This is a genomic window from Sphingopyxis sp. Root154 (assembly GCF_001427105.1).
Taxonomy (GTDB): domain Bacteria; phylum Pseudomonadota; class Alphaproteobacteria; order Sphingomonadales; family Sphingomonadaceae; genus Sphingopyxis.
In genome coordinates this window covers 1-24,812 of record NZ_LMGI01000002.1, presented here as the reverse complement: position 1 = coordinate 24,812, position 24,812 = coordinate 1, and the positions used below count along the sequence as shown (strand labels likewise).

Sequence of the window (24,812 nt, the reverse complement as noted above, 5' to 3'; positions counted from 1 at the left end):
CAATTGCCCGGCGAGGAGAAAGCCCCGCCGGGCTGGCTTCGTCTTCAGAATTTTACCCGGGCTTCGAGGCCATAGGTTCGCGGTTCGTTGTAGAGCGTTGCGGTGGTCCTGCCGGGGATCCGGAAATCAAAGAGATTGTAGGTCGCGTTGGTCAAATTCTTGCCCCAAAGCGCGACTTCCAGCTCGCCGACGCCGAGATCGATGTCGGCGAGCGTCAGCCTGCCGTTGAGCAGCAGCGCCTTGTCCGCTTTGACGTCGACGGTGCCGTTGGGAATATAATTCCCGGCGGTATCGAGGCCGACGTAGGCGCGCAGCTGGCCAAAGGAAAAGGCCGGAAAGACATAGTCGGCGGAGAAGCTTGCCGCATGTTTCGGCGTAAAGGCCGAAGACGTCTGTTCGATGATGCCGGTGAATATGTTTCGCACCGGCGTCGGCGGGGCGTCGGTGTAGACATAGTTCGCCGACAGCGAGAGGCCGCGCACGGGGACGAGTGTGATGTCGGCTTCGATCCCCTTGATCTTGCGCTTTTCGGGCGCATTGACCGTCTCGGTGTTCGAAATGAAGGCAGGGTTCAGGAAATCGACCTGCTGGTCCGACAGGCGGCTCATATAGGCGGCGACATTGATGCGCAGCTTGCGATCGAGCAGGTCCGCCTTCACCCCGGCTTCCCACGCCGTCAGCTCTTCTTCGCCAAAAGTGCGCAATATCGACGATCGCGTGTTGGCGCCGCCGGCGCGATAGGCGCGGCTCCACTTCACATAGGCATTGATGTCCTCGCTGAAGTCATAGGCGATCGTCGCCATCGGATCGACGCGGCTTGAATCGAACACGAACGACAGATTGGGGTTCACCCCCGCGATGAACAGCAGGCGGCCGTCCTTGTGATCGTCGGTGTAGCGCGCGCCGGCGGTGATATGCAGCCCGCGCAGCGCCTCGGGCGACCAGGTGGCCTGACCGAACAGCGCCTTGGATTTGACATCGACCAATGCGGCGCGATCGGGAAGCCGCGCGGCGCCGCCATCTGGCGATGGTGCGGGGAAGAAATTGACCCCGGTCAGTGTCGAATTGAGCGTTCCCAGTGAATAGACGATTGCCTCGTCCTGGCCCTCTTCCTCGAAATAATAGGCGCCGACGACGAATTTCAGCTCGCCGACATTGCCGACGAGCTGGACCTCCTGACTGAACTGGTTCTGCTTCACATTGGCATAGCTCAGGCGGGCGAAGCGGCGGTTCGGGCCCCATGTCGTGTTCGATCCTTCGTCGGTGTCGAGCTGGGTCGAATCGAGATTGCGCCAGGCCGAGATCGAGCGGATCGTCAGCGCGTCGCCGACATCCCATTCGGCGGTCAGGCTGTGCCCCTTGGCCTCCTGCGGGTTGCGCAAGACGGGAAAACCGAAGCGCCCGGTTTTCACGCGGCCGGTATCGAGCGTGATGAAGGATGGCGTGACCGCGGGCGATTGGCTCGATGCGGTGATATAGTGATAATAGCCCGTCGATTTGTCGCGTGAGAGATCATAGGCATAGAGCAGCGACACATTGTCGATCGGCCGCCAGAGCGCCGAGATTTTGAAGCCATATCGCTTGACCTCGCCATAATCGAGCGCGCTGCGCAGCGGATTTTGCACCAGTCCGCCACGACCCTCGAAAACGCCGTCTACCTTGACGCTGATACCCGCCGCCTCGGGCAGGTTGACGTGCGCCGCAAAGGAACGGCCGCGATAATTGCCGATGCCCGCCTTGACGTCGAGGCTGGCCTCGCCGGTCGGCTTTTTGGAAACGACGCTGATCGCGCCGCCGATCGTGTTGCGGCCGAAGAGCGTGCCCTGCGGCCCGCGCAGCACCTCGATGCGTTCGATGTCGGCGAGTTCCATTCCGAGCCCCGAAACGCGGCCGAGATAGACGCTGTCGATATAGATGCCGACCGTGGGATCGCGGCTGACCTGCGTGGCGTCGACCGGGACCAGCCCGCGCATGCCGATGCTGACGGCGGAGACACGGCCCACGAACGGCGCGATGCCGATCGACGGGATCGCCCCGGTGAAGAGGTCGGAAAGCGATCCGATACCTTTTTCCTCGAGCGTTTCCGAACTGAGCGCGACCATCGAGATCGGCGTGTCCTGAAGATTTTCCTCGCGCTTCTGAGCGGTCACCACGATGTCGGCGACGCCGACGGTCTGATCCTTCGTGCTCTCCTGCGCGGCCGCGGGCGTTACCGCGAGCCAGGTCGCGGCCGATGCCGCGAGTGCGATACGTGACAGGCGCAATCCTTCTATCGACATATGCTCTCCCTCCCGTTTTGCGCGGATATTTGTTCCCGCGTCGACTCACCTACTAGTGAGTAGGTGAATTTGTAATCGGGGAAGGGAGATTTGCAAGCGGCATTCGGATGCGCCAAATAGCCGCGATGAATTTGACGATTCCGATCCCGTCGACGCGCAAGGAGCGCGCGGATGCGACCCGCGAGGCCATCCTGCACGAAGCCGAACGGGTGTTCGCCGCGACCGGCTTCAGGGCCGCGCGCCTCGAGGATATGGCCGATGCCGTCGGCATTCGCCGGCCCTCGCTGCTCCATCATTTCTCGACGAAGAAGATGCTGTACGATGCCGTCGAGCAGCGCATTTTCGAGAATATGCACGTGGCTTGCGAGGCGCGAACCGCGGATGTCGAGGATCCGACCGCCAGGCTGCTCGCACATCTGGACGCGTGGCTCGACTTTTTCGTCGCGCGGCCGACGGCTGCACGAATTCTTCAGCGCCTCGTCGCCGATACCGCCGTTCAGCAGGACAACCCGATGGAGTTCTCCTCTGTCGCGCTCGAAGACATGGACCGGACGCTGGCCTATGGTATTGCGCGCGGCACGTTTGTCCCTCTCTCGACCATGACGTTCATAAACGGCGTGGCCGCCGGCATTCTCTTCTTCGTCTGCAACAGCCGTCAGGTCGGCGAACAGAGGCGCTATGAGCCGTCTGATCCGGCGGATATGGCGGTCTTCAGAACCTTGTTGCACAAGCTCGCGCGCACTGCCGTGTTACCCTGACACGGGGGCTCGTCGGATGAGCGGAAAAACCATCTCGCCAGCGTGATGGGCGGACCGCGCGCGCCACGCGGTCGTTGCACCGCCGGTTAGCCGGGGACGGCCGGAGTGACGGCCGCGCGGGTCAGCAAATGAAGCAGCTCGCGGAAGCTTTCGAGTTCCGCAGGGTCGGCGGCGTCATAGCTGCGGTTGGAGCCGAGTTGCTTGCTGTTGCAGACATAGAAGAGCGAGCTCGACCCCACCGCGTTGACGACATGCATCGGCGGCAGCGGACGAAAGTCCCCGGTCGCGACGCCTTCGTTCACCACGATCTCGACATCGCGCAGCAGCACGTTCGAGAATTGCGTGGGGTCACCGCGGCGCGGTGAGATGTCGGCGACGAGACGCTGAATGATCCGTGCTGCGGAAGGCCGCGCGACGAGGAAGTCGAGCCACCCGTCGAACAGCGCGAGCAACTTGTCGATCGGCTTGTCGTGCTGCGCGATACGGGTGAGTGCTTCGCCGTGCATCGAGGCGAAGATATCCTCCTCGACCGCGTCATAAAGCTCCTGCTTGTTGGCAAAATAATAGACGATCGACGGGCGGCGGATTCCGACGGTCGCGGCGACGTCTTCGAGCCGGGCCGTGGTGAAGCCGACCTCGGCGAAAACCGTCTCGGCCGCCTCGAGGATTGCCTGACGCGTCGCTTCGCCGCGCGCGTGCCTGATGGGCTTCATGCTCAATGCTCAAAAACCTTTCGTGTCAGCGCCTCTGAAGCGCGCTCCCTTTTGGCGCAATCAAATCCTGCTTGCAATCTACCTGCATGAAGGTAGAAATCTACCTACACGAAGGTAGAATCGTGAAACGAGGCGATCGCTCGCCCGAATGTTCGATGGAGGGGATTACGATGAATAAGGTTTCCGGGCCGCGGGTCCGTCTGCTGCTTTGCACGCTCGCGATGACCGCGACGCATCCCGTTTTGGCGCAGACCGCCGATGCCGCACCCGACGAGGCGTCGGGCCTTGGTGAAATCGTCGTCACCGCACAGAAACGCGAGGAATCACTTCAGGACACCCCAATCTCGATCGCCGCCTTCACCGCCGGCGATCTGGAGACCCGGGGGATCAGCGGGCTCACCGACCTGCGCGCCAATGTGCCTAATCTTCAGCTTACCCCGCACCCCAACAGCGCCGCGACCACGCAGATTTTCATGCGCGGCGTCGGCCTCAGCGACGACCAGATCACGCAGGATGCAGGGGTCGCGGTCTATATGGATGGCGTCTATGTCGCGCGCAGCCAGGGGCAGGCGCTCGAAGTCGCCGAGCTTGAGCGCGTCGAGGTGCTGCGCGGCCCGCAGGGCACGCTTTATGGCCGCAACGCAACGGGCGGCGCGATCAACTTCATCACCAAAAAGCCCGAACTCGGTGACTTCGGCTTCAAGGGGCAGGTGACGCTCGGCAACTATGACAATCGCCGCTTCAAGGCCGCGGTCAATGTGCCGATCGGCAGCACGCTTGCGGCGCGCTTCTCCTATGCGAACATCCAGCAGGACGGCTTCGTGAAGAACCCCGGCACCGGCGTGAAGCGCTGGGGCGACAAGGATCGCCAGGCGATGCGCGCCGATGTGCTGTGGCAACCCGCCGATGCGTTCAGCCTGCGCTACAGCTATGACCGTTCGGAGATTCAGGACACGCCGATCTACGTCGCCTTCTCGCCGCTGCATCCGCTGAAGGTGCCGCGCCCCAAGGCAGGCAGCCCGCTGGTTCGCGATCTGCTCGCCAACGACGTGACGTCGGAGGGGCACAGCCTGATCGGTGAGTGGAGCGCCACCGACTCGCTCACGATCCGCTCGATCACGGGGTATCGCAAACTCGATAACTTCCAGAATCAGGATTATCTGACGGGCGCGGTCGGGCCGACGCCGCTTCAGAAGAACAGCAGCCGCGCCACGCAGGACCAGTGGAGCCAGGAGCTTCAATTTGTCGGCGACGCGCTCGATCGTCAGCTCGAATATGTTGTCGGCGGCTATTGGTTCTCCGAAGAGGGCGACAATTTCAGCAACAGCTTCAGCCCGCCGACGCGGACACGCAGTTTCACGACCACGACGATCGAGAATGAATCCTGGGCAGTGTTCGGGCAGGCGACCTATAGCCCCGAATGGCTCGACCGGCGTCTTCACCTGACGATCGGTGCGCGCCAGAGCTGGGACAAGCGTGAAGCAACGCTCGCGCGTCAGACGCAGGTCAATAATGGCCCGATCGTGCCCGTGCCCGGCGTCGGTGACGGCAGCCGCAAGTTCAAGGATTTCAGCCCCAGCGTCATTCTCGCTTACGACGTCGGCGAAAATGTGAACGTCTATGGCAAGGTGGTGAAGGGCTATAAGTCCGGCGGTTACAATACCCGCGCCAGCTCGATCCCGCGCTTCAACCAGGGGTTCGATTCGGAAACGCTCTGGTCGTACGAACTCGGCATGAAGAGCCAGTTCCTCGACAACAAGCTGCGCTTCAACGTCGCGGCTTTCCAGTCGAAGTATAAGGACATCCAGATCAACGTGCAGTCCGATCCGACCAATGTCCGGATCACCGACGTGCTCAACGCGGGCAAGGCGACGGTGAAGGGCATCGAGGCCGATCTGACGCTCGCGCCTGTTCGCGAGCTGCGTTTCACGATCAACTACGGCTATCTCGACGCGCAATATGACGAGATTGTCGACGCGACGGGCAACGACATTGCGGCCAATTTCCGCTTCTCCAACGCGCCCAAACACTCGCTGGGGCTCGACCTCAACTATGATCTGCCGCCGACGCCGGTCGGCACATTTTCGACCAATGTGAATTACACGATGCAGAGCGACAAGTTCGTCAGTTCGAGCATCTCGAGCGGCAAATATATCGTCGGCGACTATGGCCTGCTCAATGCGCGGCTGACGCTGGCCGATATTCCGGGCGTCGATGGTCTTCGCGTCAGCCTGTGGGGCCGCAACCTCACCGACGAGGAATATTATGTCACGCAGTTCAACATCGGCCGCCCCGGCGCGCTGTTTGGCGAACCGCGCACGTATGGCGTCGATCTGAGCTTCGAATTCTAGGGGGATCGCGATGCGATATGCGGCCTTACTGCTCGGCGGCGTGCTCGCTCTCTCGCTGCCCGGCGTCGCCATCGGCGCCGGGCAGGGGGCGAAGGACTTTCGCGCGGGCGCGCCCGATGTCGCGCGCACGCAAAAGGATTTCGCGGGCGGCGCCGATGAGTTCCGCTTCGTCGTCATCGGCGACCGTACGGGCAAGCATCGCCCCGGCGTGTTCGAGGATGCGATGGACAAGGTCGAGGCGCTGCGCCCCGATTTCGTCATCAACATCGGCGACCTGATCGAGGGCAATAGCGAGGATCGGGCGCAGCTCGGCAGGGAATGGGACGAGGTCAACGCCGCGATTGGCCGGCTTAGCGTCCCCTTCTTCTACGTGCCGGGCAATCACGACCTGACCAACGAGGTGCAGCGGAGCGAATGGCGCAAGCGTCTGGGCGCCGACTATTACAGCTTCACCTACAAGGGCGCGCTGTTCCTCGTGCTCAATACCGAGGATCCGCCCCAGCCAAAGATCGCGCGCATGCAGCTGTTTCAGCAATATGGCGGCGAGGCGATGAAGACGGTGTTCGAGGCGCTCCAGGGCGATCCCGCAAAGGCCGAGGCGCTGTTTGCGCACGATCCGAAACTGGCCGAACTGGCGGGCAAGATCCGTGGTTCGGAGAATGTCGCGTTCAGCGCCGATCAGGTGATGATGGTGCGCGACGCGCTGGCGAAGACCCCGAAGGCGCGCTGGACCTTCGTGCTGATGCACCGCCCCGCGTGGAAGATGGATTCGCCCGCATTCCACGAGATCGAGACAATGCTGAAGGGGCGCCCCCACACGGTGCTGGCGGGGCATTATCACAAATATGCCTATGAGGAGCGCGGGGGGCACGATTACGTCCAGCTCGGCACGACGGGCGGAATGCCCGGCGGCGCGGCAGACGATCCCGCGGTGGTCGATCATGTCATGTGGGTTTCGGTCGCCGGTGGCGCGCCGCGTGTCAGCAATTTGAAGCTCGATGGTTTTTTCGGAAAGCAGGGACCGTCGCCGGTCGTCAAGGTTCGTTGACCCGGACACCGGCACCCGGGATTGAGAATGGCCGGCATATGGAGATTGTTTCGCAATGAATGTCACTGATCTTTCGCCCGCGCTCGGCGCACCCGGGACTGCTGTCATCGTCACCGGGGGGGCATCCGGGATCGGGCTCGCCTCGGCGCGCGCGCTGGCCGCGGTTGGCCGGCCGGTCGCGCTCTGGGACATTAACGCCGGTAAGGCCGAGGCAGAGGCTGCGGCGATCGCGCAGGAATATGGCGCAAAGACCATCGGTATCGGCGTCGATCTGACCGATCTGGACGCCTATCCGGCCGCGATCGCCGCCAGCCGCGATGCGCTTGGCGCGCTGGGCGGGCTCGTTCACGCCGCGGGCATCGTCGACACCGCCTCGCTGGAAGGCATTACGCCCGAAAGCTGGGCGGCGGGCATCAACACGCATCTCCGCCCGCTCGCGCTGCTGACGCAGCAGCTCCATGGCGACTTTGCCGCCAGTCCGGGTTCGGCGGTAGTCGCGATCACCTCGATCAACGCGACGCTCGGCAACGCGATGAACCCGATCTACAGCGCAGCCAAAGGCGGGATGCTTTCGCTCGTCCGCTCGCTCGCCGACCGGCTGGCGCACGACAGGATCCGGATCAATTCGGTGTCGCCCGGTCAGATCATGACGCCAATGATGAAGCCTGCGGTCGACAATCTGCCCGAGGGCTTTTTCGAAAAGCGGATCCTGCTCGAACGCATCGGCGTGCCCGAAGAGATCGGACGCATCGTGCGCTTCCTGCTCTCGAACGAAGCGAGCTATATCACCGCCGCCGAACTCGTCGTCGATGGCGGCAACATCTCGTCGCAGCGCGGCTGAGCGCAGGAAGGTATCTGACAATGCGGAATGACGATCATCGGATGTGGCGGGCGGTCCTTACGGCCTCCTTGGTTCTGGCGCTGCCGGCATGCGCGACCGCCGACCAGCGACCGATCGCCGGCGCGGTTGCCGAACAGCCGGGCGTCATTCCCTTCACCTCGGCCAACGTATCGGCGGATGGTACGATCAACTGGTCCGCGCCGGGCGCGGGCCGGGTGAGGGTTTATGCGGGCACCGATGCCGCGGTGAGCGACCGGACGACACCGGTGGGACAGGGTGATGCAACGGGGAGCATCCGGGTTTCGGGCCTTGCCCCCGGCAAGCGCTGGTTTTTCGCGCTCGTTCCCGATCGGGGCGCGCCGCTGGTCATCGCCGACCGCGGGCTTCACCTCAAGACGGTCCCCAATTTGCGCGACGTCGGCGGCTACCGCACGACCGACGGCCGCTGGGTAAAGATGGGGCTGATCTATCGTTCGGATCAGCTCGACCGCCTCAGCGACAGCGACCTCGGCTCGATGGGCGATCTGGGCCTCGTACTCGTCGCCGATCTGCGCACGGCCAGCGAACGTAGCCATGAACCCGATCGCGTGCCCGCCGGCGCAGAACATCTCGTGCTCGACGTCGCGGCGGACAGCAAGGGCAGCCTTGGCGGCGATATGCGTCAGGCGATCGCGGCGATCGCCGCGGGCAAGGGCGCGGAGATGCTGACCGAGGCCAACCGCGATTTCGTCTCCCTGAACAGCGCGCGCAGTGCCTACCACACGCTGCTCTCCCGCATCGGCGCCGAAGGCGCCGGGCCGACGCTGTATCATTGTACTTCGGGCAAGGACCGCACGGGCTGGGCCAGCGCGGTGATACTGACGCTGCTCGGCGTGCCGCGCGAAACGGTGATGGCCGATTATCTCGCCAGCAACGACTATCTGCGCGCCAAGAACGAGGCGACAATCGCCATGCTCGGTAGATTGCCGACACCGATCGCGCGGGAAAATCTCGAGCCGGCATTGACCGTGCGTGCCGCCTATATCGAGGCGGCCTTTGCCGAAGTCGATAAACGCTATGGCTCGTTCGATCGCTATGTTCGCGAGGGGCTTGGTCTGGACGATGCCGCGATCGACCGGTTGCGCACGACCTTGCTGGCGGGGGTGCCGCAATAAACCGCTATCCGTCGAGGCATGCGCCGACAGGAAAATTTCGCTCATGTCAGGATCTGAATGGACAGCGTGTAACCGCATTGACGCGAAGCGCCCCTAACCGGCCGAGTTCCACAAGGGGACTCGGACAATGCAACTCGCACACAAAAAAACTTCCGCTCTGACGCTGCTATCCTCTTTGACCGCGCTGGCATGGTCAATGCCCAGCAACGCGGCGGAACAGGATGCAATGCAAACGGCTGCTCCGGAAGCGGAAGCAGAAGAGGCGGCGCAATCGGACATCGTCGTGACGGGGAGCGCCCGCGCCCAGCGCCGGTTCGATGTATCCTATGCAGTGAACTCCCTGGGACAAGAAGAAGTCCAGCGGATCGCGCCCAAGAATTTCGCCGACCTGCTCGGCACCGTTCCGGGTATTCAGGTCGAAGCGACAGGCGGCGAAGTGCAGAACATCACGCGCGTCCGCGGTATTCCCACCGATCGCGGATACCTGATCTTCCAGCAGGACGGGCTGCCGCTCTACCATGAGATTGACGGCGTGTTTTTCAACTCCGGCGAAGGCATGAACCGCTTCGACCTGATGACCGAGCGCGTCGAAATCGTGCGCGGCGGTCCGGCGCCGATCTATGCCAGCAGCGCCGCAGCGATCGCCAATAACATCACCGTGTCGGGCGGGCCCGACGCGCGCGGCAAAGCGCAGTTAACTTTGGGTGATACCGGCCTGTACCGGCTCGACGCGATGCAGTCGGGGCCGATCGGCGAGCGCACCTATTTCGCCGTTGGCGGATTCCTGCGCCAGCATGACGGCTATCGCGACGGTGGCTTTCCCAGCGACAAGGGTGGTCAGATCCGCGCCAACCTGAAGCACGACCTCGACAATGGCTTCGTCAAACTATCGATGCAGTATACCAACGATCACAACATCTTCTACCTTCCGATCCCGGTCGCCGATCCGCGCAATCCCACTCTCTCGCTCGATCCCTATATCGATTATCACACGGGTACGCTGAACTCTCCTGCGCTACGCAACGTCAACGTCAAATATCGCGATGGTGCCGGCGTGCTGCAGGGTTTGAACCGGGATCTTGCCGATGGCCGGCACATGCGCTTCTTCAACGTCGGCCTGCAATATGAAGGCGATTTCGATGGCTGGCTGGTTTCGGCCAAGGGCGGCTTCACCAAAGGCAAGAGCAGCTTCGACGCTTTCTATTCGACCACCAACCCGGTTAGCGCGAACACGTTTGCGGCAAGCTATCTGACGGCCGCTCGCACCGCTTTCGGGGCCGATGTGGCGCGGCTCGGCTATGCTATCGCAGGCACCAACGGCGCGACGGTTTATGATCCGGGCGCGGCTTCGGGGCTCATCATGTCCGGCCAGTATCGCGTTTCCGAATCGGACTTTTATTCGGGGCAGGCCGATCTCAGCGTTACCCGCAAGTTCGAGACCGGCTTGGGCACCCATGACGTGCGCGTAGGCGTTTATGGGGCGGCTTATGGCAATACGCTCTTCCAGGCCTATCAGGACATGCTGATCGAAGTGCAGAGCCAGCCCCGCACGATCGACCTTGTCGCCTATTCTGCGACGGGCGCGGTGCTCGGCTCGGTCACCCAGAACGGCGTGTTGCGATACACCACCACGCTGAACCAGGGCGAGGCCGATGCGACGATGGTCGCCGTCTACGCCAATGATACCTGGGAGATTACCGACGGACTGCGGGTCGACGGCGGCATCCGTAAGGAATGGTATGACTATGAAGGCTTTGCGCTGTTGTCGACCGCCGCTGATCTGGGCGATACGACGACGCTGGCCGACAACGCCACCCGCGCTTTCAGCGGGGCCATCGTTTCGAACAAGCTCAAACCCTCGGCGACCAACTGGACGGCCGGCGTCAATTATGACTTCACGGACAATTTCGGCGCTTACGGCCGCGTTTCGAACCTGGAAGTGCCGCCCCAGATGGGCGTGGTATCCAGCACCGCCCCGACAATCATCAAAACCAAGGCGCGGCAATATGAACTGGGCGTCAAGGCCAGCTTCGGCCCGCACTACCTCTACGTCACCGGCTTTTACACCAAGTTCGATCCTTTCAACGCGACGTTCATCGCGTTCAATCCGGTGACCGGCCGCAACGACCAGCCCGTGCCGTTCATCGGCGAAGCCGTCGCAAAAGGCGTCGAGATTGACGGCCGGATCAAGCCGGTGAGCTGGTTCGAACTGGCCGGTTCGGTCACCTGGGCCGACCCCCAATATCGTAATCTCGCGAACACGTCGGGCGCCGATCCGACGGCAGTGAACGGCAACCAGATCATCCGCGAGGCCAAGTTTTTCGGCAATGTGCGTCCGTCTGTCCGTTTCCCGGTTGGCGGAGGCGAAGTGGAGATCGCAGGACGTTACGAATGGGTGGGCCGCCGCTATGTCGACCTTTTCAACCTGACGGCGTTGCCCGCTTATCAAACGTTCGGCGCAAGCGCGTCGGCGAGCTTTGGCAACTGGCGCTTCCAGGTGGTTGGTGACAATCTGACCAACGCCAAGGGATTGACCGAGGGGAATCCGCGGACCGACCAGCTCGCCGGCCAGGGCGCGAGCGATGCGATCTATGGACGACCTTTGTTCGGGCGCAGCTTCCGCTTTATCCTCAGCCGCAGCTGGTAAGGGTGCGCGCAATTCGCGTCACAGCCTTGAGCATCTGCCTGGCCGTCGCCTCGTCCCTTTATCCGGGAGTGGCGGCGGCGCAGGATCCGGACGGCTACGCATCACCCTTTGCCGACACGCTGGCGACCCGGATCTTTCCGCTGTTCGCCATGATGCGAACGGCGCCGGATTGGGCGCAGGCGCTGCGTGACGATCCCGTTCTGGTGGAACTTGCCGCCGCGCGCGCCGCGCGGGTGCCGGAAAACACCTGCGCACCGTCGCCGCAATGTCTGGCCGATGCGTGGATATGGACCGAGGCGGATATCGCCCTGGTGCAGGCGCGGTTGCGGCTCATGATGAGTGATAAAAAGCGCGCTAGGGCGCTTGTGACGCGGCAAATACGCGCTTCCGGGCGCTTTGCCCGCTATGCGGCACTGTCCGATGCGGACCTTGTCGCCACGGCCTGGGCCGAAACGGCGGCAGTGGTGAACCAGGTCATCGCCGTCTATGCCAAAGGGGCACCGCCGCGTTATCCCGTGATCGACTCCATCATCTTCAATATTGCCGACCCCAAGATGGCCGATGTGCTGAATGCGCACGGCGTCGCCACAGCCGCGCAGGCCAGGGCCGACGATCTCTTCTTCGATCCATCGTTGCGTTACGCGGTTGGCCTGCTCCAGATGAACGAGCGTATCGACGCGGGCAGCTACCGGCCTCTACTGGCTGGTGACAATGCCGCCACGGCCCGGGCGGTCGCCAGGATGAACTGGCGTGCAAAGCCCTATACTGCGCTGCTGGTGTTCGGCCATGGGCCGGAAGACGTGCAATCGCGCACGGGCGTGATGGGGCATATCCGTCTGGCCATTGCGGCCGATCTGTTCGCGCGCGGTTCCGCTCCTTTCATCATCGTATCGGGGGGCAATGTGCACCCCAACCGCACGCCGTTCAACGAAGCGGTCGAGATGAAGCGCCTGCTGGTCACGCAATATGGCATTCCGGCCGACCGCATCCTGATGGAGCCGCATGCGCGCCATACCACCACCAACCTGCGCAACTGCGCGCGACTTCTGCTCGCCGCCGGCTTTCCAGAGGATCGGCCGGCGCTGATCGTCTCCGACCATCGCACGATCCAGTATATCGGCGGCGCGGAACTGGCGCTTCGCAACCTGAAGGAAATGGGGGTGCAGCCGGGCCGTCTGGCACCCGGCCCCGATCGCTTCACGCTGCGCTTCGTACCCGACCCGGTCGCGTTCCACGTCGAACCGGCCGATCCGCTCGATCCCTGACGTCCTGTTCGGAGCAAAGCCCGTGCGCCATTTCCTGTTAGCCTTTGCTGCGGCCGCGTGGGCCGCCGTTCCTGCCCCCGTCCTCGCCTGGGGCGAACGCGCCCACGCAGCCATCGACAGGGCGGCCATCGCAGCGCTGCCCGCCGACGGGCCCATATTCCTTCACAGATATGCCGACTATATCGCAGCGTCTTCGACCATGCCCGACAGCTGGCGCAACGCCTCCGAGCCCTTTTCAAAGATCGAGGAGGATCCCAATCACGGATGGTTCAAGGAGCAGTTCGCATTTTTGAGCCCCATCCCGCGCTCGCGCTACGAGTTTATCCTCGCCTTGCATGACGAGTATCTGCGGATCAAGGACAGCGATCCGGAGCGGGCCAAGCGGACCAACGTGCGCTGGACTGGCACGCTGCCCTATGCGGCAATGGAAAGCTATGGGCGCCTTGTCGTTTGCATGCGCCAGATTCGTGCTGCGCAAAAAGCGGGCGCCGACGCCCGTGTGCCGGAACAGAACTGCGCCTATCAGGTTGCGCGTCTTGGGCATTATATCGGCGACGGTTCGCAGCCGCTCCACGCTTCGGTCAACAGCGATGGATGGCTGGGCGTCAATCCGAAAAACTATACGACCGACCGAAGCATCCATGGCCGTTTCGAGAGCGAGTTCGTCGATGCGATCGCGCTGGAGCCAGCGAACCTCGCCGACCGGATCGGCGCGCCGGGTCGGCAGCGAGGCGATCTGTTCGAAGCCGTCCTGTCCTTCCTCGACGAGGCGGGGAGCCATATGGAAACTGTCTACATCCTCGAGAAGAGAGGTGGCTTTAACGATCCGGAGGATCGGGACGCGCGGGCTCTGGTCTACAGCCGGGCGGCAGCAGGCGCTGCGATGCTGAGGGACATGATCTACCGCGCATGGACCGAGAGCGCCGGACCGCCCGCTCAGGTTGATCCGTCCCCGCTTGACCCTGTAAATCCCCTCTATAACCCGGCAACTGGTTCCGCGCCCAGTCACTGAGCGCGTTCTCGACGGGATGCGGACGGGGTCTTCGGCACAGCCGCGACTGAAGGGGCAAATGGCATCGTGCGTGACCGATTCTGTTCAGGCCGATCGCGTCCTTGCGACGAAGGTCGTGGTATTCAGAAGCGCGTCGCCACGATAGCAAGGCACAAATAGCTGCGACGGGAGAAGCGTCGCTCATCTGCGAGACCCTGATTTGCTTTCAACCGTCGATCTTGGCCGCCCCGGTCCGCTCGCCGTCCCGCGAACCATAATCGGTCTGACATATCTATTGCAAGTGGCCTGACCACATATTAATGCTTGGCTGGCATAAGCTGTGTTCGCGTGTTCACGCTAGCGGCAATATAATGCGAGAGCATGGCGCGTCAGGAAATGAAGCGTGTTCGGGATGCCCTCGCGATAAAAAATTGAGAGGAGCCATGATGTTTCGAAAGATCGCATTTCTAGCTTTGGCCACCGCGCCGCTGATAGCGCTGGCGCCCGTTTCGGCTGCGCAGGGTCAGCAGCAGGCTCCTTGGCAGGACGTAACGCCGCGCGCCGGACTCGCTGGCTGGCACAGCGCGGGGGGGCAAGCGCCCTATCGCGTTGTCGACGGCGAGGTCGTTGGTAGCGCGGTACCGAATTCGGCGAACAGCTGGCTGGTGTCCGACGCGCTTTACGGCGACTTCATCCTCGAATTCGACGCCAGGACCGATCCGACGCTGAATTCGGGCGTGATGATCCGCGGCCAGAGCCGGCCCGATTATCGGAACGGCGTCGTTCACGGCTATCAGATGGAGATCGATCCGTCGTCGCGGCGCTGGAGCGCGGGCATCTATGACGAACAGCGCCGTCAATGGCTCTATACGCTCGGCCGCAACGATGCGGCGCGGAAGGCCTTTCGCTCGGGCGACTGGAATCACTATCGTGTCGAAGCGATCGGTACGCGCCTGCGCACCTGGATCAATGGCGTGCCGGCCGCGGACGTTGTCGACGATGTGGACGCGCGGGGCTTCATCGCCTTCCAGGTGCACTCGGTTCCCGATGCGGTCGCGGCGCAGAAGCCCGAGGCGCGTTTCCGCAACGTGCGGATCATCACCGACGCGCCCGCCCGTTTCGCCTTGCCGGCGACGAAGGTCGAGCAGCAGGGATGGCTGGTCAATCGCCTGACCCCCGCCGAGCGCAGCGCCGGCTGGAAGCTGCTCTGGGACGGCAAGACGACGCAGGGCTGGCGGAGCGCCAAGGGGCCCGCTTTCCCGAAGACGGGCTGGTCGATCGCCGACGGCATCTTGTCGGTCGAAAAATCGGGCGGCGCCGAAGCGACCAATGGCGGCGACATCATCACCACGCGCGATTACAAGAGTTTCGAGCTGTCGGTCGATTTCCGGCTGACGCCGGGCGCCAATAGCGGGATCAAATATTTCGTCGATCCGAACCTGCTCAAGGGCGACGGATCGGCGATCGGCCTCGAATTCCAGCTGCTCGATGACGAGCGCCATCCCGATGCGAAGATGGGCCGCGACGGCAATCGGACGATCGGCTCGCTCTATGATTTGATCACCGCGCGCAACCTCTCCGATCCCGATAGCCCCGGCAAGCGCGTCAACGCGCCGGGCGAATGGAATCGGGCGGTCGTCGTCGTACGCGGCAAGCATGTCGAGCATTGGCTGAACGGGTTCAAGGTCGTCGAATATGAACGCGGATCGCCCGCTTTTCGCGAGCTTGTCGCGCGCAGCAAATATGCGAAATGGCCAAACTTCGGCGAGTGGGAGCAGGGGCCGATCCTGCTCCAGGATCATGGCGACAGGGTCGACTTCCGGTCGATCAAGCTGCGCGAATTCTAAAGGGGACAGGACATGATTGACCGCCGTACAATGTTGACGGGTGCAGCAGCGACGCTGGGCGCTACGATGAGCGCGCGCAGCTATGCGCAGATCAAGGGTGCGAACGATCGTCTGCGGGTGGCGGTGGTTGGCGTGAACGGGCGCGGGCAGGCGCATATGGCCGCTTTCTCCAAGCTGCCGAACGTTGCCGTCACCCATTTCGTCGATGTGGATTCGGCCATCCTCGCGAAGCGCGCGGGGGAATTTGCCGCCAAAGGCCATCCTGCCCCCAAGATCGTGGGCGACTATCGCCGGCTGCTCGACAGCAAGGACGTCGACATCGTCAGCATCGCGACGCCCGATCATTGGCACGCAAAGCTCGCGATCGATTCGATGAATGCGGGGCGCCACGTCTATCTGGAAAAGCCGATCGGCATCGCGCCCGCCGAGGGCGAAGCGCTGATCGCCGCACAGCGCCGTACCGGGCGTCAGCTGCAGGTGGGCAACCAGCAACGCTCGAGCGTCGAGACACGGCAGCTTGTCGACATGGTCCGGGCAGGCGAGCTCGGCGACGTCTATGAGGCGCAGACCTGGTATGCGAACAATCGCGGGTCGATCGGTAAGGGACAGGAAATCGCGCCGCCGGCCAATCTGAACTGGGATTTGTGGCAGGGACCGCGCCCGCGCGGGCCGTACCGGTCGAACCTGGTGCATTATAACTGGCACTGGTTCTGGAAATACGGGACGGGCGAGATTTGCAACAATGCGATGCACGAGCTCGACATTGCGCGCTGGGCGATGGGCCTGACCTATCCGGCCAGTGTGTCGACGCAGGGCGGACGGCATTTCCACCGCGGCGACGATTGGGAAATGTATGATTCGCTCGCGCTCGACCTGATTTACGACGATGGCCGCGCGATCCGCTGGAACGGGCAAAGCTGCAATGGCATCAAGACCTATGGGCGTGGCCGCGGCGTGTTGCTGCTCGGCACCAAAGGGTCGGCCATCGTCGATCGCAACGGGTTCGAGCTGTACGATCTGGAAGGCAAGTTGACGCGGGAGGTGAAGGCGCCGGCCAGCTCGGAAACCACTGGGACGGTCGGGGAGGGCGCGCTCGACGTCCTTCATGCCGGCAATCTGGTTGATGTCATCCGTGGCCGCGCCAGCGCGCTCGCATCGCCGATTGCCGAAGGCCATATCAGCACCGCGCTCTGCCACCTCGGCAATATCGCCTATCGCACGAACGGCACGCTGACGATTGATCCGGCGACCGGCAAGCCGACCAATGCCGATGCCATGAAGCTGTGGTCGGTCGACTATGAGCCGGGCTGGGAGGTCAAGGGCTGACCCCAGGCGCAATCATGGCCGACGTTGTACGCTTTGCTTCGATGGGTACGCGCGTCGAACTGCATCGGTTCGGTGCGGGTGAGGACGACGCGTTGACAGCGGCGCAGCGCGCGATCGAGGCGGTCGACAACGCGTTGACGATCCATCGCCCTTCGGCAACGACCGCGCTCAACGAACGGCTGATGGCGGGGCAGGGGGCGGGCATCGATGATCCGCTCCTGTTCGATGCGCTGGTCGCGATCGAGGAATTGCAGGCCGCGACGCTGGGGCTGTTCGACCCCGCGGCGGATCGCCGGTTCGCGTCGGCGGGATGGAGCGCCATCGCATTTGATCGGAATAGCGCGCGGATCGAAGCGTCGATGCCCGTCGCGCTCGATTTCGGCGGGTTTGGAAAGGGCTTCGCGCTCGATCGTGCCTGCGCCGTCTTGCGCGCGAAGGGTGTCGTATCGGCGTGCCTGTCGGCCGGGGAAAGTTCGATTGCGGTGGTCGGCGAACATCCGCTTGGCGGCGGCTGGCCGTTTTCGATCCCCCACCCGCTGCGCCCCGACGAGATTCTGGTCGAACTCGAACTCATCGACGAATCCGTATCAATCTCGTCGACCGTCGGTGCGGGGACAGCGGCGCCCGAACGCGCCGCGATGATCCGCCCGATCGATGCCACCATCGTGTCTGCGCCGCGCTGCTCGGTTGCCGTCGACCGGCTCGGCGCGCATGCCGAGGCGATGAGCACCGCTTTGCTCGTCGCCGATGAAGCTCAGGCGGAGTGCTTGCTGCACGGCGACCGGACGCGCCGGTTTTTATTCGATTTCCCCCGTGGAGCGGCGATCCCGATTAACCAGCCAGGATGAGTTTAATGACTGAAAAAGATTTCGACCTGTCACGGCGATCGTTCATCGATCGCGTGCTGATGGCGACGGCTGGCGCGGGGATGGCCGCAGCGGTGCCGTGGGCAAGTGCGGCTGTCGGCGCCGCACCGCTGGCAAAGAGCGATCGCGTGCGGCTGGGTGTGATCGGCACGGGCGATCGCGGCCGCGCCCTGATCCAGAATATCGCCAAGACCCGCAACTGCACCGTGGCCGCGATCTGCGACAATTTCGAACTGCATCTGGCAAAGGGACGCGCGCTGGTCGATCCGTCAACGCGCACCTTCACCGATCACCGCGCGATGCTCGATGCGGGCGGTCTGGATGCAGTGGTGATCGCGACCCCGCTCGACCTTCATAAGCGGCACAGTTTCGATGCGTTCGACGCCGGGCTCCATGTGTGGTGCGAAAAGGCGATGGCGCGCACGATCGACGATTGCGGCGCGATGGTGAAACGAACGCAGGACAGCGGCACGGTGCTGCAGATCGGCCATCAGCGCATGTTCAAACCCACCTATCTGAACGCGGTCAAACGCGCGAAGGAGGGCGAAATCGGGGCGATCACGCAGATCCGCGCCAGCTGGCACCGGCAAAGCAGCTGGCGCCGGCCGGTTCCCGCCGGGGCGACGGATCGGCAGATCAACTGGCGCCTGTATCGCGACAGCTCGGCGGGGTTGATGACCGAACTGGCGACGCACCAGATTCAGGTCAGCAACCTGTTCTTCGACGCCGTACCGACCCGCGTGATGGGATCGGGCAGCATCTGTTTCTGGAAGGACGGGCGCGAGGTCTATGACCATGTCGCGCTGATCTATGAATATGCGGGGGGCCGCAAACTGATTTACACCTCGCTGCTCAATAACGCGCGTTATGGCTGCGAGGAACAGATTCAGGGCAGCAAGGGGACGATCGAGCCCGAACTCGGACGCATCTATCAGGAACTGCCGCCGAAGGAGCTGGCGCTGCTGCGGATGCAGGCGGATGTGGCCAGCGGACACAAGCGTGCGGTCCCGATCGGCGGTGCGACCTGGTTTGCCGAGCTTCCTGTCACGACCCCCGGGGAGCCGCTCGGCTGGGGCGAATATGACGAGACGATGCTGCAGTTCGAGGGTTTTGGCGAGGCGGTACGGACCGGCAAGCCGCTGCCCGGACTGTTGTCGCAGGCCTATTCCGCGAGCGTCGCGTCGCTGCTTGGCGAACAGGCGATGGACAGCGGCCAGATATTGAACTGGCCGACGTCGCTGGTCGCCATCTGAAAAAGGAACACGCCATGACCGATACCAACCGACGCGATCTTCTGGGGCTTGGCATTGCCGCCGGGCTCGCCGCGGGCTTCGCGGCCGATGCGCTGGCGCAGTCCGCAGCGCGCGGCGATGCGCCGACCGAGGGCGCACCCGCGCGCCCGGTGCCCGAAGCGAAATATCGCGTACCGTTCGCGGTGATCGGGCTCGATCATAATCACATCTATGGCATCACCGACGCCATGATCCGGGGCGGCGGCGTCCTCACGACCTTCCATGCGACCGATCCCAAACAGATCGCGATGTTCCGCGCGCGATATGGCGATATCGCGCTGGCGCGGTCGGAAGACGAGATCCTCGACAATGTCGCGATCAAGCTGGTCTGCAGCGCGGCGATTCCCGGACTGCGCGCGCCGCTGGGCATCCGCGTCATGCGCGCAGGCAAGGATTATCTCAGCGACAAGGCGGCGATTACCTCGCTGAAGCAGCTTGCCGACGTTCGCCGTGCGATCAAGGAAACCGGCCGCAAGTTTGCGATCATGTATTCCGAACGGCTGGAAGTGCCCGCGGCGGTCATGGCCGGCCAGCTTGTCCATGACGGCGCGATCGGGCGCGTCATTCAGACCGTCAACCTCGCCCCCCATCGACTGGCCGCGGCATCCCGGCCCGACTGGTTCTGGGACACCGCGCGTAACGGCGGGATCCTGACCGATATCGGTAGCCACCAGGCCGATCAGTTCATCTTTCTGACCGGCAGCAAGCGTGCGCATGTCGTCGCATCGCAGACCGGCAATTTCGCACATCCCGAACATCCGAGGTTCGAGGATTTCGGCGATATGATGCTGAGCGGCGACGGCGGCACGGGCTATGTTCGTGTCGATTGGTTCACGCCGGATGGCTTGCCGACCTGGGGCGATGGACGTCTCTTCATTCTCGGTACCGAGGGCACTATCGAGCTCAGGAAATATGTCGACATCGCCGGCCGTCCGGGCGGAAATCACCTGCTTGTCGCCGATCGGAAGGGCACTCGCTATCTAGATTGTTCCAAGGTGCCTCTGCCCTTTGGCCCGCAATTCATCACCGACGTCGTGGAAGGCACATCGGTGGCGCAAGACCAGACGGGGGCGTTGCTCGCCGCCGAACTGGTGTTGACGGCGCAGGCGCATGCGAAGCCCGCCCGGCAACAAGCGACCTTGTAACGGTTAGGCCAACAAGATAGCGGTTTCCTCATGGGGAATGGCATGGAATCAAAACGGCTCTACGAACGCGTATCCACCGATATCGCGGCCAAGATCGAGGCCGGGGAATATCCGATCGGTGCGCGTTTGCCGTCGGAGCGGCAACTCGCCCAGTCTTACGACGTATCGCGGCCGACGGTTCGCGAGGCGATCATCGCGCTCGAGGTCGACAGGATGGTCGAGGTACGCAAGGGATCGGGCGTCTATGTGACCGCAACGTCGCATGCCGATGTCGACGGCCCCTCCGCCGACGTCGGTCCCTTCGAACTGCTGGAAGCGCGCCGTCAGATCGAGGGAGAGGTTGCCGCGCTCGCGGCCGGACGGATCACCGACGAACAGCTGGCGGAGCTTCGTGTGCTCGTAAAAGCGATGGGCGATGCAGGCGGTGACAGCGCGCGTGCCGAGGTGGCCGACCGCCAGTTCCACGAACTGATCGCCAGCGCGAGCCTGAACAGCGCCTTCGTCGCGGTCGTGGAATCGCTCTGGGACATGCGCGCCCGCTCTTCGCTCTATCGCCTGCTCAGCAGCAAGGCGCATGTCGCGGGAGTGACCCCGAGCGTTGCCGAACATGAGGACATTGTCCTCGCGCTGGAATCGCGCGACCCGGCGGCGGCGCGCGCAGCGATGCAAAAGCATCTGGCGCGCGCGCTCGAAGCGCTGCTGGAGGCAACCGAAGTGCACGAGGTCGAACTGGCCCGAAAGCGGGTCGCCGACGAACGGAGCCGCTACGCGCAGTAAATTGGGCTATCTCTATCGCCTGACATCGAAACCCTCGCTCAGGAAGGCTTCGATATCGGATCGCCCGAACAGGCTCGCATCGCCGGGAAGCGAATGCTTCAGCGCTGCGAGGGCCAGCCCGGTCTGCGCCGCAACGGCGATGGACTGATCGCGCAGCAGCGCATCGAACACGCCCGCAGCGAATGCGTCGCCGGTGCCGATGCGGTCGACGATACCGGCCACCCTGATTTCCTCAGTCTGGGCAAAGTTGTCGCGCGTATCGATCCGCGCGGCGAGGCGATGATGGTCCACATCCTCGACATGGCGCGCGGTCGAGGCGATCAGCGCCAGCTTGGGAAAGGCATCAAATGCCGCGTCTGCCGCGGTCCGTCGTCGTGCCGGCCCGTCATCGCCGAAGTCGCGGCCGAGCAGGAGCGCGATGTCGCGATGATTGCCGAACATGATATCGGCCAGGCCGACCAGCCGGGACAGGATGGCCCTGGCATCGCCGTCCCAGCTTTCCCACAGGCGCGCACGATAGTTGCCGTCGAATGAGATAGGAATATCAAGCCGCGTCGCCGCGTCTGCCGCAGCAAAGGCCGCTGCCGTTCCGCCGGGGCCCAGCGCCGGGGTGATGCCCGACAGGTGCAGGCGGCCGGCGCCCGCGAGGAGCCGATCCCAGTCCCAGTTCGTCGCGGAGGCGCCAGCGAAAGCGGAATGGGCGCGATCGTAGATTATATTTGTGGCGCGCAAACCGGCGCCGCTCACGGCATAATAGACCCCCATCCGTCCGGGCCGCCGCGCGACGGCCGAGCAATCGATGCCGTGCCCCCGCAGCGCTGCGATCGCCGCGTCGCCGAGCGGATCGTCGGGCACGGCGCTGACCATCGCCGTGTCGTGGCCAAGCCGCGCGAGCGCGGTTGCGACATTGGCCTCGGCGCCGCCGATCCAGACGTCGAGCCGCGACGTCTGGAGCAGGAGTTCGCGCCCCGGGGGCGACATGCGCAGCAGGATTTCGCCGAAGGCGACAAAGCGTCCCATGTTGGTCAGTTCCTTTCGGTCGGAATCCCGGCCGCGCCGGGCATCTCGGCTGATGCCGGTCCGCTCATATCGTCCTCTCCGAGTTCGACCTGCTTCTTCCGGCGGTCGGTTCGGAGCATGCACAAGCCTATTTGGTATGGCCAATTTTGACAATCGCTTTTTATGGCCTCGTGGCCGGGGCAACGCCAAATCCAGAAAATGCTCGTTTCCCATTCAGTATGACCAATTCGGTCGTCGAAAAACTCTCTCCTATTCCATCAAATTACACCAACATTGGCAGGTTTTGGCTGTGCGCGATCTATAAGGCCCGTTTGGCATTTCTGGCAAATGTATGACAAGCCACTTATTGCAATCGGTCTGACCAATCTCTATGGAGGCTGCAGAGAGGGGCGCGGAAAGCGTCCGGACCTTTGGCGGAGAATGTGATGCGGGCCTTCCTTTTTGATAGCGCATCGGCGCGGCCTTTGATTGGCGGAGCCTTGCTGCTTGCGGGAGTCCCAGGCGCGAGCGCGCCGGCCGAGAGCGCGCCCGACGCGGCGGCGGGCGAGATCGTCGAGACTGCGCAGAAACACGAACAGAATTTCTAGCCATCCCCACCCTTGCCGGGGTTCGTTCGGACGGATCCCGGCATTTTTCTGGTGCCACGGGAGAGACATATGACGCAGGCCATTGCCGCAGGATCGACGCCGCCGTTGCCCAGGACGGGGCGATATCGCTGGCTGATCGTCGCGCTGCTGTTCGCCGCAACGACGGTCAATTATATCGATCGCACGATGCTCGGCCTGCTGGCGCCCGTCCTCGGCGACGAGATGCGGTGGAGCGAGAATGACTATGGCAACATCGTCATGGCGTTTCAGGCCGCCTATGCGCTCGGCTTCCTGCTCATGGGCTGGCTGATCGATCGCTTCGGGCCCAAGATCGGATACAGCATCGCCATTTCGATCTGGACGATCGGCCATATCGCGCATGGTTTCGCGGGATCGATCGCCTCCTTCATGGCCGCGCGTGTCGTCCTCGGGGTCGGCGAGGCGGGGCATTTCCCTGCCGTCGTGCGCGCGTCGAGCGAATGGTTCCCCCAAAAGGAACGCGCTTTTGCGATCGGATGGGTCAACAGCGCAACGACGATCGGCGTCATTTTAACCGCGCCGACGATCTGGCTGTTCATGGTCTGGGCGGGCTTCGACTGGCGTCAGACCTTCATCTACACCGGCGCATTTGGCGCTCTCCTGCTGATATTATGGCTGTGGCTCTACAGCAATCCGCGTGAGAGCGGGAAGGTCAGCGATGCCGAACTCGCGTGGATCGAGCATGATCCACCCGAGCAGGTCGAGCGAATCGGCTGGGCCAAAATCGTCACCAAGCGCGAGGCCTGGGCGTTTGCGGTCGCCAAATTCCTGATCGACCCGGTCTGGTATCTGATGCTGTTCTGGTTGCCCAAATATTTTGCCAGCACCTATGACGTCGATCTCAAGGTCGTGCTGCTGCCGATGATCATCATGTACCTGCTCTCCGACGTCGGCAGCATCGCGGGCGGCTGGCTCTCCTCGAAGTTGATCCAGCGCGGGCGCACTCCCAATTTCGCGCGCAAGCTGACGATGGTGATCGCCGCTTGTTTCGTCCTGCCCCTGCTATTCGTCACGGGCCTCGACAATATGTGGCTGGCCATCGTCCTGATCGGTCTCGCGCTCGCCGGGCATCAGGCATTTTCGTCGACGATCCTGTCGATCCCGCCCGACATGTTCCCCAAACGCGCGGTCGGGTCGGTGATCGGGCTCGGCGGCTTCATGGGCGGCATTGGCGGCATGATCATGGCCAAATCGACCGGGCTCGTGCTCGACGCGACGAACGGCAATTATACGATCATCTTCGCCGTGTGCACGACGGTCTATTTCCTCGCCGTGCTGGCGCTCCATCTCCTGAGCCCGCGCCTCGCGCCAGTCACGGTCGAAAACGAAGGCACCCCCGCATGACGCGTCCGTTTCAGCTTCATCCTGACCGCCTGTTTCCGTCGGACCCGTCGCAGCGCGATATTTGCCGGCGACTTTATGCCGAGGTTGCCGACCTGCCGATCGTCAGCCCGCACGGGCACACCGATCCGGCGTGGTTCGCGGGCAACGCGTCGTTCGGCAATGCTGCCGAGTTCCTGCTGCATCCCGATCATTATGCGTTCCGGATGCTCTATTCGCAGGGTATTTCGCTCGACGCGTTGGGAATCCGTAACAAGGCTGCCGACCCGCGCGAGAGCTGGCGGCTCTTCGCGCAAAACTATCATCTGTTCCGCGGCACGCCGACACGGATGTGGATGGATTGGGTGTTCGCCGAGGCATTCGGGTTCGATGTGCAATTTTCGGGCGAGACGTCCGACCTCTATTACGACCTCATCACCGAGAAGCTGGCGACCGATGCCTTCCGCCCGCGCGCGCTGTATGATCGGTACGGGATCGAGGTGATCGCAACGACCGAAAGCCCGCTCGATACGCTCGAGCATCATG

Annotated in this window: 20 protein-coding genes; 17 read left to right on the top strand and 3 right to left on the bottom strand. The window is 63.2% G+C overall.

The window, feature by feature from the left end; translation table 11 throughout:
- Window positions 1–44 precede the first annotated feature (44 nt).
- Complete coding sequence (locus tag ASD73_RS05705) at window positions 45–2,279, bottom strand: TonB-dependent receptor (RefSeq protein ID WP_056370559.1); 2,235 nt, start codon at window positions 2,277–2,279, stop codon at window positions 45–47.
- Between the two features lie 125 nt (window positions 2,280–2,404).
- Between ASD73_RS05705 and ASD73_RS05700 the strand changes: the two genes are divergently transcribed.
- On the top strand, window positions 2,405–3,037 hold the full coding sequence (locus ASD73_RS05700) for a TetR/AcrR family transcriptional regulator (RefSeq protein WP_056373254.1): 633 nt from the start codon (window positions 2,405–2,407) through the stop codon (window positions 3,035–3,037).
- Between the two features lie 86 nt (window positions 3,038–3,123).
- Here the strand turns inward: ASD73_RS05700 and ASD73_RS05695 are convergent, their stop codons facing one another.
- Window positions 3,124–3,750, bottom strand: a complete 627-nt coding sequence (locus tag ASD73_RS05695; RefSeq protein WP_056370558.1) for a TetR/AcrR family transcriptional regulator — start codon at window positions 3,748–3,750, stop codon at window positions 3,124–3,126.
- Between the two features lie 170 nt (window positions 3,751–3,920).
- Between ASD73_RS05695 and ASD73_RS05690 the strand changes: the two genes are divergently transcribed.
- From ASD73_RS05690 to ASD73_RS05630, 13 genes are all read left to right on the top strand, one after another.
- Window positions 3,921–6,101: a TonB-dependent receptor gene (locus tag ASD73_RS05690; RefSeq protein ID WP_082521571.1), complete on the top strand. Its 2,181-nt coding sequence runs from the start codon at window positions 3,921–3,923 to the stop codon at window positions 6,099–6,101.
- 10 nt (window positions 6,102–6,111) lie between these two features.
- Window positions 6,112–7,149, top strand: coding sequence for a metallophosphoesterase family protein (locus ASD73_RS05685; protein WP_056370556.1), 1,038 nt, complete (start codon window positions 6,112–6,114; stop codon window positions 7,147–7,149).
- Window positions 7,150–7,204: 55 nt separating this feature from the next.
- Window positions 7,205–7,990 (top strand): SDR family NAD(P)-dependent oxidoreductase, encoded by a 786-nt coding sequence (locus tag ASD73_RS05680; protein WP_056370554.1) that lies wholly within the window; start codon window positions 7,205–7,207, stop codon window positions 7,988–7,990.
- A gap of 20 nt (window positions 7,991–8,010) precedes the next feature.
- A complete protein-coding gene (locus ASD73_RS05675) occupies window positions 8,011–9,144 on the top strand; it encodes a tyrosine-protein phosphatase (RefSeq protein ID WP_056370552.1) in 1,134 nt (377 codons plus the stop codon).
- Between the two features lie 196 nt (window positions 9,145–9,340).
- Window positions 9,341–11,791: a TonB-dependent receptor gene (locus tag ASD73_RS05670; protein ID WP_200934894.1), complete on the top strand. Its 2,451-nt coding sequence runs from the start codon at window positions 9,341–9,343 to the stop codon at window positions 11,789–11,791.
- 26 nt (window positions 11,792–11,817) lie between these two features.
- Window positions 11,818–13,056, top strand: a complete 1,239-nt coding sequence (locus ASD73_RS05665) for a YdcF family protein (protein WP_235534182.1) — start codon at window positions 11,818–11,820, stop codon at window positions 13,054–13,056.
- A gap of 22 nt (window positions 13,057–13,078) precedes the next feature.
- Window positions 13,079–14,068: a hypothetical protein gene (locus ASD73_RS05660; protein ID WP_056370549.1), complete on the top strand. Its 990-nt coding sequence runs from the start codon at window positions 13,079–13,081 to the stop codon at window positions 14,066–14,068.
- A gap of 425 nt (window positions 14,069–14,493) precedes the next feature.
- On the top strand, window positions 14,494–15,894 hold the full coding sequence (locus ASD73_RS05655; protein WP_156377396.1) for a 3-keto-disaccharide hydrolase: 1,401 nt from the start codon (window positions 14,494–14,496) through the stop codon (window positions 15,892–15,894).
- 12 nt (window positions 15,895–15,906) lie between these two features.
- Window positions 15,907–17,220, top strand: coding sequence for a Gfo/Idh/MocA family protein (locus ASD73_RS05650; protein WP_056370547.1), 1,314 nt, complete (start codon window positions 15,907–15,909; stop codon window positions 17,218–17,220).
- A gap of 14 nt (window positions 17,221–17,234) precedes the next feature.
- Window positions 17,235–18,068, top strand: a complete 834-nt coding sequence (locus tag ASD73_RS05645) for an FAD:protein FMN transferase (protein ID WP_056370546.1) — start codon at window positions 17,235–17,237, stop codon at window positions 18,066–18,068.
- 5 nt (window positions 18,069–18,073) lie between these two features.
- A complete protein-coding gene (locus ASD73_RS05640) occupies window positions 18,074–19,339 on the top strand; it encodes a Gfo/Idh/MocA family protein (protein ID WP_056370543.1) in 1,266 nt (421 codons plus the stop codon).
- 14 nt (window positions 19,340–19,353) lie between these two features.
- Window positions 19,354–20,523, top strand: coding sequence for a Gfo/Idh/MocA family protein (locus tag ASD73_RS05635; protein WP_056370542.1), 1,170 nt, complete (start codon window positions 19,354–19,356; stop codon window positions 20,521–20,523).
- Between the two features lie 42 nt (window positions 20,524–20,565).
- A complete protein-coding gene (locus tag ASD73_RS05630; protein ID WP_056370540.1) occupies window positions 20,566–21,300 on the top strand; it encodes a FadR/GntR family transcriptional regulator in 735 nt (244 codons plus the stop codon).
- A gap of 12 nt (window positions 21,301–21,312) precedes the next feature.
- Here the strand turns inward: ASD73_RS05630 and ASD73_RS05625 are convergent, their stop codons facing one another.
- Entirely contained in the window at window positions 21,313–22,320 is a 1,008-nt protein-coding gene (locus ASD73_RS05625; protein ID WP_056370538.1) for a sugar kinase, read from the bottom strand.
- A gap of 425 nt (window positions 22,321–22,745) precedes the next feature.
- Between ASD73_RS05625 and ASD73_RS22930 the strand changes: the two genes are divergently transcribed.
- The 3 genes from ASD73_RS22930 to ASD73_RS05615 form a co-directional block, all read left to right on the top strand.
- Window positions 22,746–22,907 (top strand): hypothetical protein, encoded by a 162-nt coding sequence (locus tag ASD73_RS22930; protein ID WP_156407316.1) that lies wholly within the window; start codon window positions 22,746–22,748, stop codon window positions 22,905–22,907.
- A gap of 69 nt (window positions 22,908–22,976) precedes the next feature.
- Window positions 22,977–24,290 carry an MFS transporter gene (locus tag ASD73_RS05620; protein WP_056370537.1) on the top strand — a complete coding sequence of 438 codons (1,314 nt, stop codon included), beginning with the start codon at window positions 22,977–22,979 and terminating at the stop codon, window positions 24,288–24,290.
- On the top strand, window positions 24,287–24,812 hold a 526-nt coding region (locus ASD73_RS05615; protein ID WP_200934893.1), incomplete at its 3' end, for a glucuronate isomerase. The genes ASD73_RS05620 and ASD73_RS05615, both read left to right, overlap by 4 nt.